15 protein-coding genes and 1 pseudogene are annotated in these 12,536 nt (G+C 67.0%); 5 read left to right on the top strand and 11 right to left on the bottom strand.

Annotated elements, in window-relative coordinates:
• From BMY22_RS25315 to dcd, 3 genes are all read left to right on the top strand, one after another.
• A partial coding sequence (locus BMY22_RS25315) for a transposase (protein WP_167363782.1) occupies positions 1-229 on the top strand: 229 nt, incomplete at its 5' end.
• A gap of 189 nt (positions 230-418) precedes the next feature.
• Complete coding sequence (gene apbC, locus BMY22_RS21060; RefSeq protein ID WP_090625199.1) at positions 419-1,513, top strand: iron-sulfur cluster carrier protein ApbC; 1,095 nt, start codon at positions 419-421, stop codon at positions 1,511-1,513.
• Between the two features lie 103 nt (positions 1,514-1,616).
• Positions 1,617-2,183, top strand: a complete 567-nt coding sequence (gene dcd, locus BMY22_RS21055; RefSeq protein ID WP_090625198.1) for a dCTP deaminase — start codon at positions 1,617-1,619, stop codon at positions 2,181-2,183.
• 27 nt (positions 2,184-2,210) lie between these two features.
• Here dcd and BMY22_RS21050 read toward each other — a convergent pair whose 3' ends face one another.
• The 6 genes and pseudogenes from BMY22_RS21050 to BMY22_RS21025 form a co-directional block, all read right to left on the bottom strand.
• On the bottom strand, positions 2,211-2,654 hold the full coding sequence (locus BMY22_RS21050; RefSeq protein WP_090625196.1) for a potassium channel family protein: 444 nt from the start codon (positions 2,652-2,654) through the stop codon (positions 2,211-2,213).
• A gap of 12 nt (positions 2,655-2,666) precedes the next feature.
• A pseudogene (locus tag BMY22_RS21045) lies at positions 2,667-2,863 on the bottom strand (DUF2955 domain-containing protein); the annotation flags it as partial.
• 96 nt (positions 2,864-2,959) lie between these two features.
• A complete protein-coding gene (locus BMY22_RS21040) occupies positions 2,960-3,328 on the bottom strand; it encodes a biotin/lipoyl-binding protein (protein ID WP_090625193.1) in 369 nt (122 codons plus the stop codon).
• A 28-nt stretch (positions 3,329-3,356) separates the two neighbouring features.
• Positions 3,357-4,475 carry an AI-2E family transporter gene (locus tag BMY22_RS21035; RefSeq protein ID WP_090625191.1) on the bottom strand — a complete coding sequence of 373 codons (1,119 nt, stop codon included), beginning with the start codon at positions 4,473-4,475 and terminating at the stop codon, positions 3,357-3,359.
• A 185-nt stretch (positions 4,476-4,660) separates the two neighbouring features.
• Positions 4,661-5,329 (bottom strand): phosphoribosyltransferase, encoded by a 669-nt coding sequence (locus tag BMY22_RS21030; RefSeq protein ID WP_090625190.1) that lies wholly within the window; start codon positions 5,327-5,329, stop codon positions 4,661-4,663.
• 4 nt (positions 5,330-5,333) lie between these two features.
• The gene (locus BMY22_RS21025; protein ID WP_090625188.1) at positions 5,334-6,650 is read right to left on the bottom strand and encodes an erythromycin esterase family protein; all 1,317 of its coding nucleotides are present in this window, start codon (positions 6,648-6,650) and stop codon (positions 5,334-5,336) included.
• Positions 6,651-6,835: 185 nt separating this feature from the next.
• Here BMY22_RS21025 and BMY22_RS21020 point away from each other — a divergent pair, with 185 nt between their 5' ends.
• Positions 6,836-7,072 carry a hypothetical protein gene (locus tag BMY22_RS21020; protein WP_090625186.1) on the top strand — a complete coding sequence of 79 codons (237 nt, stop codon included), beginning with the start codon at positions 6,836-6,838 and terminating at the stop codon, positions 7,070-7,072.
• Between the two features lie 134 nt (positions 7,073-7,206).
• Here BMY22_RS21020 and BMY22_RS21015 read toward each other — a convergent pair whose 3' ends face one another.
• The 3 genes from BMY22_RS21015 to BMY22_RS21005 all read right to left on the bottom strand — a co-directional run bounded on the left by BMY22_RS21015 (position 7,207) and on the right by BMY22_RS21005 (position 10,819).
• Positions 7,207-9,738, bottom strand: a complete 2,532-nt coding sequence (locus BMY22_RS21015) for a penicillin acylase family protein (protein WP_090625185.1) — start codon at positions 9,736-9,738, stop codon at positions 7,207-7,209.
• A 121-nt stretch (positions 9,739-9,859) separates the two neighbouring features.
• A complete protein-coding gene (locus BMY22_RS21010) occupies positions 9,860-10,315 on the bottom strand; it encodes a DUF2489 domain-containing protein (RefSeq protein WP_090625183.1) in 456 nt (151 codons plus the stop codon).
• A 6-nt stretch (positions 10,316-10,321) separates the two neighbouring features.
• Entirely contained in the window at positions 10,322-10,819 is a 498-nt protein-coding gene (locus BMY22_RS21005) for an LEA/WHy family protein (RefSeq protein WP_170849308.1), read from the bottom strand.
• A 179-nt stretch (positions 10,820-10,998) separates the two neighbouring features.
• Between BMY22_RS21005 and BMY22_RS21000 the strand changes: the two genes are divergently transcribed.
• Positions 10,999-11,535 (top strand): hypothetical protein, encoded by a 537-nt coding sequence (locus tag BMY22_RS21000; RefSeq protein WP_090625201.1) that lies wholly within the window; start codon positions 10,999-11,001, stop codon positions 11,533-11,535.
• A 195-nt stretch (positions 11,536-11,730) separates the two neighbouring features.
• Here BMY22_RS21000 and BMY22_RS20995 read toward each other — a convergent pair whose 3' ends face one another.
• Both BMY22_RS20995 and BMY22_RS20990 read right to left on the bottom strand, forming a co-directional pair.
• Positions 11,731-12,177 carry a YchJ family protein gene (locus tag BMY22_RS20995; protein WP_090625182.1) on the bottom strand — a complete coding sequence of 149 codons (447 nt, stop codon included), beginning with the start codon at positions 12,175-12,177 and terminating at the stop codon, positions 11,731-11,733.
• Positions 12,171-12,536: transposase (locus BMY22_RS20990; protein ID WP_208599361.1), on the bottom strand; the 366-nt coding region annotated here is incomplete at its 5' end. The genes BMY22_RS20995 and BMY22_RS20990, both read right to left, overlap by 7 nt.

Raw genomic sequence — 12,536 nt, 5'->3', positions numbered from 1 at the left:
TGCCATTGAGAACAGCCAGCACTGGGTGTTGGATGTGCAGTTTCGCGAGGATGCCAATCGCAGTCGCAAGGACCACTCGGCCAGCAACCTGGCCGTGATACGCCGTGCGGCACTGAACCTGATACGACAGAACGACAGCAGTCAACTGAGCATTGGCAGGCGGCGCATGCGGGCCTGCACCAATGCGCAGTACCGAACCCAACTGCTGTTTGGCCCGGATGCCTCATAGCGCGATTGCCCTGCCGCCGGAGCGCACGGTGCGGCTCCGGCCTTGGCGGCGGTCATGCCCCGTGCGGTCGCCTGCTCTTGGCCGCTCGGTATCCAGTGGCGTTGCCGAGGTGCGACTCCCCATCGGCGAGCGGGCCGGCCTCGGTTATCATGGCCGTCTGTTTTACTCGGTCTTTCTCGGGAGCACCCCATGTCCGTCACCCGCGAAGCGGTGGAAACCGCGCTGCGCCAGTACCTCGACCCGCATCTCAACCAGGACCCGGTCAGCGCCGGCTGCGTCCGCGACATCGCCATCCAGGGCGGCCAGGTCAGCGTGCGCCTGGAACTCGGCTATGCCGGCGGGCTGTTCAAGGACGGCTGGGCGCAACTGCTCGAATCCGGTCTGAAGAGGCTCGACGGGGTGAGCGAGGCCCGGGTGCAGGTGGACTGCACGATCGCCCCGCATCAGGCGCTGGGGCAGGTGCAGGGACTGCATGGGGTGAAGAACGTCATCGCCGTGGCCTCCGGCAAGGGCGGGGTGGGCAAGTCCACCACCGCGGCCAACCTGGCCCTGGCCCTGGTTCGCGAAGGCGCGCGGGTCGGCATGCTGGATGCGGACATCTACGGCCCCAGCCAGGGCATCATGTTCGGCATTCCCGAGGGTACCCGGCCCGAGGTCCGCGACCAGAAGGCCTTCGTCCCGCTGCAGGCCCACGGCGTGCAGCTGATGTCGATGGCCTTTCTGACCGACGACAACACGCCGATGGTCTGGCGCGGGCCGGTGGTTTCCGGCGCGCTCCTTCAATTGGCGACCCAGACCGACTGGGAGGACCTCGATTACCTGGTGGTGGACATGCCGCCCGGCACCGGCGACATCCAGCTGACCCTGGCGCAGAAGGTGCCGGTGGCCGGCGCGGTGATCGTCACCACGCCCCAGGATTTGGCCCTGCTCGACGCCAGGAAGGGTGTGGAGATGTTCCGCAAGGTCAACATCCCGGTGCTCGGCGTGGTCGAGAACATGGCGGTGCACATCTGCTCCAACTGTGGCCATGCCGAGCACTTGTTCGGCGAAGGCGGCGGCGCGAAGCTGGCGGCGCAATACGGCGTCGACCTGCTCGCCTCGCTGCCGCTGTCGATGGACATCCGCAGCCAGGCCGACGCCGGCCGGCCGACGGTGATCGCCGATCCGGACAGTCCGGTCGCCCTGATCTACCAGCAGATGGCCCGCACGGTCGGCGCACGTCTCGTGCAGAGCCGGCAGATCGTCGCCCAGTCGATGCCGCCCATCGTGATTACCGAAGACTGAGCGGGACGCCCTTGCCCTGTGTCCGGCGCCGTGCTTTGACGGCGCATCGACCGCCGGTAAGATGCGTCCCACCTTCGCCAACAGCCCAGCAGGACAACCCGCCATGAGCATCAAATCGGACAAGTGGATTCGCCGCATGGCCCTCGAGCACGGGATGATCGAGCCCTTCGTCGAGCGCCAGGTGCGCGGTGCGGATGCCGACCGGGTGATCTCCTACGGCGTGTCCAGCTACGGCTACGACGTGCGCTGCGCCGACGAATTCAAGGTGTTCACCAACATCCACTCGGCCACCGTCGACCCGAAGAACTTCGACGAGAGGAGCTTCGTCGACGTCAAGGGCGACGTCTGTATCATCCCGCCGAACTCCTTCGCCCTGGCGCGCACCGTCGAATACTTCCGCATCCCGCGCAACGTGCTGACCATCTGCCTGGGCAAGAGTACCTACGCGCGCTGCGGGATCATCGTCAACGTCACGCCGCTGGAGCCCGAGTGGGAAGGCCACGTGACCCTGGAGTTCTCCAACACCACCACCCTGCCGGCGAAGATCTACGCCAACGAGGGCGTGGCGCAGATGCTCTTCCTCGAGTCCGACGAGCCCTGCGAGGTCTCCTACAGGGACCGCGGCGGCAAGTACCAGGGGCAGACCGGGGTCACCCTGCCCAAGGCTTGATCCGTCCGCGCCGACCCCGTCCGCGGCTTATGGCTCGTCGGGCGGGCTGGGCTTGCTGTGCCGGATCAGGTCGGTCAGTGCCGCGGTCATCATCGAGGTGGAGACGCCGAACATGAGGATGCCGTTGGCCGCCTCCAGTGCGCCCAGCAAGCGCCAGCGTTCGGACATGACGATGTCGCCGTAGCCCAGGGTGGCGAAGTTCACCCCCGAGTGATACAGCGCGGTGGAAAAATCGGCGAACTCGCCGACCAGTACGAACAGCCCGGCCCAGGCGGCCATCTGCAGGAAGTTGCCGAGCATCGCCAGCAGCATCACCAGGGCGAGCAAGGCGATCTGCTGCAGTGGCCTGCCCTGCATGTCGTGCCGTCGGCGAAAGCGCGCGTACTGCCGCAGACAGAGAGCCATGAAGATCGCCTGGAACAGCAGGCAGATCAGCATGGCGGGGATTCCGGTCAACAGATTGAGCAGCATGGCAGCCTCCCATCAGGTAGCGGAAATCGGCCGGCGCAGGCGCCGCAGGTCGATCAGGTAGACCGCCGCGCAGGCTACAGGGTGACGGCGACGAACAGCTCCATGCGCACCGCGAAGGCGGTGTAGACGTCCTTGCCGGTCGCGCTGTCCTGCAGCGACTGGCCGAGCAGGATGATCAGGGAGACGGTGCCGTTCAGCCAGGAGCCCGGCCAGGGCGGGCGTCGATGGCGATCAGGGGCAGCACGGGACTGCCGGTGCACGTTTTCCAGCTCGGTGCTGGCCCGTTCGACGGCGATCCGGTAGGGCTACGGGGCCAGTTCGAAGAGCAGTTGTCCGGCGTCCACGCCCTTGTTGTTGCGCACCTCGACCTGGATCGCGCGGCCGGCCACCTCGGGCGCGACCCCGACCACCGGGGCTTCCATCCGGACCTTCCGGATGCGTAGGTCGGGATTGTGCGCATCGGCGTAGGCGATCAGCCGGTCGAGCAGGGGATCACCAGGCTGCGTCCGCCACTGGCGGTTGCCCGGTTGCACATGCATGGCGCTGGTCTGGGCCAGCATTTCGTTGTCCCAGTGGTCGATCCAGGGCTCGCGGAGCGACTGGAAGTCCGGCCCTGGGCGGATGCAACTGCCCAGGACGCAGGTCGCCAGCAGCAGGGCAGACCGAAAGCGCATGTCGGCATGGCGGGGCGAGCGGGCGATGCTACTGCCGGTTCTGCTTCGCGGCTTCGCCGGCGCTGCTTTCGTCGACCGTGGCCTGGTTGTCCACCCATTGCCAGAACAGGCGATAGCCCACGGCGAGGACGATCGGCCCGATGAACAGGCCGAGAATGCCGCTGGTCACCATGCCGCCGAGTGCGCCGATCAGCACCACCGGCATGGGCACGTCCACGCCGCGGCCGAGCAGCAGCGGCTTGAGCACGTTGTCCACCAGGCCGGCGAGGATGCTGTAGATGGCGAATACGATGGTCGTCATGCTGGGGCCTTCGCTGGAGAAAACGTAGGCGATGACCGGAATGGTGACCAGGGTCGCCGGCACCTGGATGATGCCGAGCAGCAGGACCGCCAGGGCCAGCAGGCCGGCACCCGGGATGCCCATGACCACGAAGCCGACGCCGATCAGCAGCATCTGGATGAAGGCGATGCCGAGCACCCCCTGGGCCACGGTGCGGATGGTGGCCGTGCACAGCTCGACGAGCGTTTCGCCTCTTTCCGGGCCGACGATCCGTGCGGCGATGCGATGGGCGCTGCGATGACCGAGTTCGCCGAAGGCCATCATGATGCCGGCGATGATCAGGGCGCCGATGAAGAGCAGAAAGCCGGCACCGATGCCGGCGATCCTGGTCAGCAGGCCGAGCAGGAGTTCGCGGATTTGCGGCCTGTACTTCTCTATCGATCCGGACAGGTCGGAAGCCGCCTGTTGCCAGAGGTCGTGCACGGGCTGGCCGATCACCGGCCAGTTGGCCACCGACTCGGACGGCGGCGGAATGTTCAGGGAGCCGTCCCTGACGGTTTCCATGACCTGCTGCGCCGAGTCGACCAGCGAGGTGCCGAGCAGGTAGGTCGGCACCATCAGGATCATCAGCCCGGCCACCACGATGAGGCTGGCCGTCTGGCCTTCGTGGTGGCCCAGGCGGTCGGCGATCCGCCGCTGCAGCGGATAGAGCATGACCGCGAGGATCAGCGACCAGAGCATCAGATCGAGAAAGGGACTGAAGACCAGATAGCAGGAGATCGCCAGGATGGCGATCAGACCGGCGCGGATCAGCACATCCAGCAGGGCTTCGGGCAGTTGCTGGTCGGGGGCGGGTTTCGGCGACATGGCGAATTCCTTTCCTTGGGTGCACGGGGCGTTTTGTCCGGGCGGTCTGGTCGACTCGGGAAAGGGTCGGGCCGAATGCTCCCGCTGAGGGAACCGGGCGCTGCTAGAGCATAGTTCAGGCGCTGGAGTCCGTTGGCTGGCCAAGCAGCCGCGGGGGTTGGACGCTGCCGGCCAGCGGGAGCATCTCAGGTGGTGCCCCGTGCCTCCATCAGCAGGTCGGCGACTTCCTGGTCGGTGGTGTCGGCGAAGTCGGCATAGTGCCGCCCGACCGAGCCGAAGGGCTCGGGCATGGCCAAGCAGACCAACTCGTCGACCAGTGGCTGCAGGTCCGCGACGATCTCCCGCGGGGCGACCGGCACGGCGAGGATCAGCCGTTCGGGAGCGGCCTTGGCCAGGCCTTTCAGGGCCGCCCGCACGCTGGCACCGGTATCGATGCCGTCGTCCACCAGAATCACGCAGCGCCCGCTCACGGAGGCCGGCCGCTCGCTGCAGTACAGCCGCCGGGCCTGTTCCAACTCCAGCAACTGGCGCTGCATTTCCGTCTCGAACCAGCCGTCCGGCGGACGGACCTGGCGCATCACCTCCTCGTTGACGACGAACTGCGGATCGGCGCCGTCGATCACCGCGCCGAGGCCGAGCCCGGTGTATCCGGGGGCGCCGATCCGGCGCACCAGCAGGATGTCCAGCTCGGTGCGCAGCGTCCTGGCGACCTCGAAGGCGACCGGGACACCGCCGCGGGGCAGGGCGAGCACCAGCGGGCGCTCGGCCGCATGGGGCACCAGCGCTTCGGCCAGCGCCAGGCCGGCGCTGCGGCGGTCGAGAAACAGGTGGGGGGCATGGCGGGTTCCAGGCATGGGGTCATTCTCCGAACGGGTAGGTATCGGCTTGCCCCGCCTGCGGCTGGCGGGGCCCCAGGGGTGTCACGGCGTGGGTCTCCTCCAGCCAGATCCAGGCGTCGAACTGCTCGGCCAACACCGCTTCGAAGTAATGGCTCTGGCGCTCGCTCTCCGGTCGGTAGATCACCCCGATGGCACGTTCCAGCAGGGTCTCGGAGAGCGCAGCGCGCAGCTCGGCGGACTGCTCGCCGCGCCAGTCGGTGAGGGCGGCGGGGATGCCGGTGCGCAGGAACCGCTGCTCCCAGCTGTCCGGGCGCGAGGGGCGGACCTGCTTGATGCGCATCGGCTCGTCCCACGCGCTGGCGCACGCCACTTCGCCGCGGTCGGTGCCCATGCCGATCAGCACGGCATCCTGCGCCCAGGCGGTGCGGCACAGCTCGCCGATGTTGAATTCGCCGGCCCAGCCCATGGCCGTCGCGTCGGCGTTGCCGATGTGCGAATTGTGCGCCCAGACCACCGCCCTGGCTTCGGGGCCGCGGTGCTCCAGCAGGCTGCGCAGGGTGTCGAACATGTGCCGGTCGCGCAGGTTCCAGGAGGCGCTCGAGCCGTGGTACATGATCCGGTAGTAGTGCTCGGCGGCGCGCACCACGCGGGCGTTCTGGGTGGCGTCGAAGAGCTCCTCGCCATCCTGGCCGAGTGCCTCCAGGCGCAGCTCGAGCAGGCTGCGCAACTGTTCGACCACCGCGTCCTCGCAGGACCGGCGGCCGTAGAGGACATCGTGTCCGTACTTCGCGGGCGCATCCTGCCAGGGCGTCAGGCAGCCGTAGCGCTGGCGGGCGTCCCGGGCGGCCTGGGCGTCGGTCCTGTCCAGATAGTCCAGCACTGCGCCGATCGAGGCACCCAGGCTGTAGACGTCCAGGCCGCGGAACTCGACGCGCCGCTCGTCCGGCTGCTCCCGGTTGAAGCGGGTCAGCCAGTCGCAGAATTCGGCGACCTCCAGGTTGCGCCACATCCAGGTGGGGAAGCGCTGGAAGGCCAGGCGTTCCCAGTCGGGAGGCTGCTGGCGGCGCACCTGGCGATCGATCTGTGCGGCGTCCGGCCAGTCTGCCTCGACGGCGACGATGGTGAAGCCGTGCCGCTCGATCAGTCGCCGGGTGATCGCCGCACGGGTGCGGTAGAACTCGGAGGTGCCGTGGCTGGCCTCTCCGATCAGCACCACGCGGGCCTCGCCGTAGCGGTCGAACAGCGCGGCGAAGGCCTCGCTGTCGAGCGCGGGCAGGGGGATGGCGTGGCGGCGCAGCAGCTCCGCATGTTCCCGGGCCTCGAAAAGCGCTTTCATGCAAGCCTCCTGGAGCCCTTGCCGCGTCGGGCGGACCCGTAGGCGGGCGGTGGCAGGATTCTCAGAAAAGCCTAGTCATATTTGGCCGAGTGGCGAGTTGCGCAAAGGGGGTCTAGTCTGATTTTAGGCTGGACCGAAAAGTCTACCGCGCACTTGCATTGACGGTGAAAACGGAGGAACACGACATGGCTACATGGTCGATCACGTTCAACAAGGATGGGAACACGGTGAAAATGGTGACCGAGTCGGCGGCCAAACCCAGTTTGGAGGAAGCGAGCCGGAAGGTTATGGAGTTGGCGAAGCGCGAAGGCTTCGAGCGCCAGGACAATGGCGGCGGCAACGGAGCGAAAACGAAGGAGCCGGCGCTGCAGTTGTTCGAGCGTTACGGCATCACCCTGAGCGGCATCCTGAAGACGGGCTGAGGCGCGCGGCAGCGCTCACCCAAGAAATACAGCCCGGCGCCTGTTGGGCTGACAAGCAAACCCAACCCGGCCACCAGCGATGAGGGCGTCGGGATTGATTCGTTCGTGGCCCCCCGGGCCAATCCACCTCGAGCCTACGGCGCCAGCAGCAGACGCTGGCTGCCGTAGGTCTTGTCCAGATTCTCCGCCTTGAACGGGAAGCTCATGTAGCGCCCTTCGAGCCAGGCGTCGATGCCGTCCTTGTAGTGCGCGCTGGCCGGGTTGCCGGACTGGCCGGTACTGTTCAGCCCGAGCATGGGCTCCTCGCGGGCGAAGTCGACGACGATGCGCATGGCCGGGATCAGCCAGGCATCGAAGTCCTGTCCCCAGCGATAGGCGGAAACGTTCAGCGTGCCGTGGTCGCCGCCGGCGGGATGGGGTGCACGGTTCAGGTAGTCGCCGAGTGCGTGGAGTGCGGTGCGCTGGCTGGCGCCGAGGTAGGGCGCCAGCCGGGTGCTGTCGCTGGTCCACTGATAGCGGTGCAGCTTGCCCCATTGCCAGGCGCTGCGGTCGCTGCCGAGCCGGCTTTCCAGATGGCCCACCGCAGCCGCCAGACTGCGGGCGAGGATGGCCGGCTTGTCCTCGGGCTGCGGGGTGGCGATGTTGTCCCAGAACGGGCTGTCCTCGCGACCGAGCAGATGGTCGGCCTGGGCCGAGTAGGAGAGGCTGGACATTTGCAGCAGGGCCTGCCAAGTGGGGCTGCCGTCCGGCCCCAGTTCGTCGAGGAAGGTCTGCCGCGCGCTCTCCTGCAGGAAGGCGCCGTACAGGGCGGCGTCCGCCGAGTCGGCGGCGAGCCGGCCGTCGAAGGTGAGCAGCCGGGTCAGGGCTTCGCGGGCCTTGTCGCGCTCGGCCGGCGGTAGGGCCTCGATGGCCTGGCGCAGTGGTCCGGCCATGCTCGGTGCGGTGAGCATGGTCTTGAGCTTGGCGGCGAAGGGCGTGGTCTGGTCGTACTGCATGGCAATCATGCTCTGCGCATCGTGGCGACCGCGGCCGGCCAGCTCGGCGATGCGCTCGGCGCGTTCCGGGTAGTACCAGGTGCTGGACAGCTGCATGCCGTAGCCGCGCGGCACCGTGCGCTGGTTGGCGGTGCCCAGCCAGCCCTGCGCCGGGTCCTGGTCGTAGGGGTGGAGCATGGGGTCGGCGAAGCCGTCCCAGTCGTAGGCGCCGTCCCAGCCGGGGGAGGGCAGCAGGCCGAGACCGCCGCGGCGATTGGGATAGCGTCCGGTCACCTGCCAGCCGATGTGCTCGGCGTCGGCGAACACCAGATTCAGCGCCATGGCGCGCAGCCCGCCGGCCGCCGTGAAGGCCTCGCCCACCGAGCGGGCACGGGACAGTTGGATGAAGGCGTCCAGGCTCCGGTCGTCGTCGAGCGGAAGTGTCTGCACTGCCAACCCATGGCTGCTGGCCACCGGCAACGGCTGCAGCGGATGCTTGCGCTCGCCGAGCACGCTGTTCAGCAGCGGACCGTGGCGGGTCTCGTACACGGTTTCGCGGATCGGCTGCGCGCCCTTGACGATGAAGGTCTCCTGGCGCTCGCGGGCCGGCAGCCACTGGCCGTCGGCGAGGTAGTGGAGGCGCCCGCCTTCGCTTCTGATCCGTTCGAGGAACAGGTCCTGGGTGTCGGCCATGACCATGGTCATGCCCCAGGCTAGCTGGCCGTTGAAGCCGGCGACCACCGCCGGAATGCCGGCGACGGAGACCCCGGCGGTCTGGCGTTGCGGCGTGCGGATGTGCACGAAGTTCCACAGCGAGGGCAGGGTCAGCGGCAGGTGGGTATCGTTGGCCAGGAGACTCTTGCCGAGCCGGCTGCCGCGCGGCGCGATGGCCCAGTTGTTGGAAGCGGCGACGCCCAGCATGTTCAGCGCGGCAACCTGTCCGGCAGCCTGCTCCAGCGCGGTGAGGCCGGGGATCTGTCTCTTGAGGTCGAGGCCCTTGAGCTTGTCCGCTTCCTCGACCGGCAGGGGATCGTCGGGGTAGGTCGGCGTCAGCCAGGCCAGCCGCTCTGCTCCGACCTTCTGCGCCAGCTGCAGGGCGGCGATCTCCTCCTGCAGGTTGGTCGACAGGCCGAAGCTCAGCAGGCAGAACAGCAGCACCGAGTCCTCGGCGCTCCAGTACGGCGGCTGGTAGCCGGACTCGGCCAGGTCCATGGGCAGCCGCTCGCGGTGGCGGAACAGGAAGGCATTGACTCCCCGGGCGTAGACCTCGAAGTCTTGCTTCAGCTGTGGTGAGGCGTTCCGATAGAGCGTTTCGGCCTGACGCCGCAGGCCCATCGCACGCATGAAACGGTCGATGTCGAGGACGCCCGGGCCGAGCATCTCGGCCAGTCGCCCTTCGGCCATCAGGCGCAGGCCGACCATCTGGCTCAGGCGGTCGCTGGCATGCACATAGCCGAGGGCGAACAGGGCGTCGTGCTCGTTGCGGGTTTCGATCAGCGGCATGCCGAGGGTGTTGCGCCGCACTACCGCGCTGTCCGTCAGTCCCTGGAGGTGCAGGACGCCCTGCGCGGGCGGCAGGCTGTCCGCATAGCGCTTGTCGACCACCGTCTGGCAGCCGGCGAGCGCGAGCAGGGACGCGAGTCCGGCGCCGAGGGTCAGGCGGGACAGGTGACGAAACGGGCGCGAGCGCATGCGGCGGGTTCCTTCGAGCACGGGGTAGCGGGGCAATGGGCAGGCTACGGCCCCTGGGGTACGGGGTGGGTGCCCTAAGGTAGGGAGCCGGTCTGTGGCTGGCAAGCCGGCCGAGTCTTTTTCATCGGCGCGCGGCCAGTCCTTCTTCCAGCAGCCAGCGCGCCGAGCTGCGGGCGGCCGCCTTGTGCCGCAGTTCGAGGCTGCTGAACAGTGCTTCGTAATGCCGCCGCTGCGCCCTGTCCAAGGCTTTCCAGGCTGCATGCGTGGGGATGTGGGCGGTGGCCTCGCCGAGTTCGTGGAAAACCCGGCAGCGTTCGCTCCGGCTCAGCTGCGGGTCGTAGTGTTCGAGCAGGGCCTTGATGCGGATGGCGCCTTCGACCAGTGGCAGTTGCCCGTCGAGCAGGCTGCCGGCGAGGAGGCGCAGATGCTCGGCGAGCTGCGTCTGGCACTCCTCTTCGGCCGCCTTGCGGGCTTTCTGGCGGAGCCATACCTGCCGCCAGAGAGCGAAGGCCACGCCGCTCAGGGCCAGCACGATCAGCAGGGCGGCCAGCAGCAGGCCGACGATCAGCGGACTCATGCGGGGTCAGTCCTGGAGGTAGTTGCTGGGGGTTATCTCGCCATAGCGGGAAACCAGTACTCCGCGTCCGAACAGCAGCCCCGTCTTGGCCGTGCCCTGCAACTGGTAGTGGATCGGCTGATCAGGCTTTTTCAGCAGCTTGACGATGCTCTTCATATGCCGCCAGAGGTTGGTCGTGACCAGGACGTCGAATTCTTCGCGACCGCGGGCAGGCACGGTGAACCACTTGTTCGATGCTCCCTTGGCCAGGCGGATGTCGTTCAGGAACACCTCATAGTCCAGGCCGCGGATCGGCAGGCTCGTCCAGTTGGGGTTGTCGATGCGAAAGCGCAGGACGAACTGCTGCTCCAGCAGGCGGACCTTGACGACGTCGATCTTGACCAGCTGGACGTCGGGATCCTTGAAGGCCCCGGTCAGCCAGGTGGAGCAGCCGGCAAGACCACAGAGCAGGCCAAGCAATCCCAACAGGCCTAGAACTCTTGTGATGCGTGCCTGGAAAAACATGCTGAACTCCAAAGGGGGCGTCAGTGTAGCAAGCGGCTGTCTGGCTGCAACCTTTGCCGGACCGACCGGGGGGCGCTGGATGATCTGCTTCGCAGAAGGCTCTTTTGCCCGCTTCCCGCGCTTGTTGGCCGAAAAAAAACTGCGCCATACTGCCCGACGATTGGGAGATGAGTATGACCATGAGCCGCTATCAGATCGTTTTTTCCGGTCAGCTGGTGCACGGAGCCTCTCCGGAGCTGGTTCAGGCCAATCTGGCCAAGTTGTTTCGCGCCGATGCCGCACGCATCGCCACACTGTTTTCCGGTCGGCGCGTGCCCCTCAAGGGCAATCTGGAGGCCGACGAGGCCGAGAAGTACCGGGCCGCTCTGGCGCGAGCCGGTGCCCGCGTGGACATTCTGCCGATGGAGGAGGAGGCGCCGCTTGCTCCACGGCAAGAAACCGACCTTTCTGCCGATCGTTCCCACCCCACCCGTCGACCTCTCGTAGTGGTGCCGCGGGATGCGTACATGGCAGCCTTTGCCGCGGTGGAGGCACCGGACTTCGGGATCGCTGCGGCGGGCGCCGATCTGCTGGAGCCCAAGCCCGCCGCGGTGCCGCCGCGCCTGGATCTGAGCGGCCTGAGCCTGGCGCCGGTCGGCAGCGACATGGGGCCGGTTCCAGCGGCGCCGGCCGGACCGCTTCCCGACATCTCCGGTCTGCATTTGGAAGCACCCTGATCCGGGGGCGCCCGTGCCCCGTGCGGACAGGGAGCATGCACTGCTTCTTCGAGTCGTCACCGTATATACCCGATTTCCGGACTGGGGTTTTGGCGGGGCGACGAGCGTATCGCATCGATTAAGAGATATTCTCGAATGCAAGACTGTTGCCGCTTCGCGAGCCTGGCAGGGATTTGGACTCCTCGCAAAAAGAACCTACCCCTCCAGTGCTTGGGACGTTTGGCGCAGGGCGTCGGCACAACACTTCTTGAATTTTAGTCCATTACCGCAAGGGCAGGGATCGTTGCGCCCCACCTGGAGCGGGACGGTCGGGTCGATGAAGTACCAGCGGCCGGCATGGCGCACGAAGGCGGAGCGTTCGCGATGAGCGTGTGCGCCCGAGGCATCGTGCCAGCGCGCGCTGAAGGTGACGAAGGCATGCTCCGGCTGCCCGGCGGGCAGCTCGACCGCCTCGACTTCCAGGCCGAGCCAGGTGCTCTGCAGGCTCCAGGTGCGTATGGCCTCGCGATCCAGGCCGCTTTGCTGGGCGGGCAGGGTGGTCTGCAGCAGATAGTCGATATTGCCCAGCGCATAGGCACTGTAGCGCGAGCGCATCAGGCTTTCCGCGGCGGGAGCCGGAGCGCCGCTCAGGTAAGTTAGTATACAAAATTAATCCGATATTTTTCGCCGTAACCTGATAGTACCTCGAGCACATGGCTGGTGAGTGACAGGAAGCTCTGGTAAGCCGTTACAGGCAGCCATTCGTACTTGATTTTCCGCCAGAGGATCTCGATCAGGTTGAGCTCAGGTGAGTACGTTGGCAGGAAGATCACGTAGAGCCGTTGCGCTCTCCACTCCAGTTCCTTGCGCAGAAACAAGGCCGAGCGATGAATGCTGGCATTGCCGAGCACGACGATCGCAAAGGCCTCCGGCGACTTCTGTTCGAGCAGGCGATCGAAAGCCTCGATGACCACCTTCGTCGTCACGGTGTCGGTGGTCGTGTGGTAAATCAGCTTGCCCTG

The organism is Azotobacter beijerinckii, from assembly GCF_900110885.1.
In the GTDB taxonomy this organism is placed as follows: Bacteria; Pseudomonadota; Gammaproteobacteria; order Pseudomonadales; family Pseudomonadaceae; genus Azotobacter; species Azotobacter beijerinckii.
Note: the sequence above shows the minus strand (reverse complement) of the source record. Positions and strands in the feature narration are given on the sequence as shown.

What these genes read in the sequence shown, in the direction of transcription:
- apbC (WP_090625199.1), top strand. Translation starts at nt 419, where the DNA reads ATGTCCGTCACCCGCGAAGCGGTGGAAACCGCGCTGCGCCAGTACCTC.
- BMY22_RS21040 (WP_090625193.1), bottom strand. Translation starts at nt 3,328, where the DNA reads ATGCGCTTTCGGTCTGCCCTGCTGCTGGCGACCTGCGTCCTGGGCAGT.
- BMY22_RS21015 (WP_090625185.1), bottom strand. Translation starts at nt 9,738, where the DNA reads ATGCGCTCGCGCCCGTTTCGTCACCTGTCCCGCCTGACCCTCGGCGCC.
- BMY22_RS21005 (WP_170849308.1), bottom strand. Translation starts at nt 10,819, where the DNA reads ATGTTTTTCCAGGCACGCATCACAAGAGTTCTAGGCCTGTTGGGATTG.
- dcd (WP_090625198.1), top strand. Translation starts at nt 1,617, where the DNA reads ATGAGCATCAAATCGGACAAGTGGATTCGCCGCATGGCCCTCGAGCAC.
- BMY22_RS21020 (WP_090625186.1), top strand. Translation starts at nt 6,836, where the DNA reads ATGGCTACATGGTCGATCACGTTCAACAAGGATGGGAACACGGTGAAA.
- BMY22_RS21050 (WP_090625196.1), bottom strand. Translation starts at nt 2,654, where the DNA reads ATGCTGCTCAATCTGTTGACCGGAATCCCCGCCATGCTGATCTGCCTG.
- BMY22_RS21035 (WP_090625191.1), bottom strand. Translation starts at nt 4,475, where the DNA reads ATGTCGCCGAAACCCGCCCCCGACCAGCAACTGCCCGAAGCCCTGCTG.
- BMY22_RS21010 (WP_090625183.1), bottom strand. Translation starts at nt 10,315, where the DNA reads ATGAGTCCGCTGATCGTCGGCCTGCTGCTGGCCGCCCTGCTGATCGTG.
- BMY22_RS21000 (WP_090625201.1), top strand. Translation starts at nt 10,999, where the DNA reads ATGAGCCGCTATCAGATCGTTTTTTCCGGTCAGCTGGTGCACGGAGCC.
- BMY22_RS21025 (WP_090625188.1), bottom strand. Translation starts at nt 6,650, where the DNA reads ATGAAAGCGCTTTTCGAGGCCCGGGAACATGCGGAGCTGCTGCGCCGC.
- BMY22_RS21030 (WP_090625190.1), bottom strand. Translation starts at nt 5,329, where the DNA reads ATGCCTGGAACCCGCCATGCCCCCCACCTGTTTCTCGACCGCCGCAGC.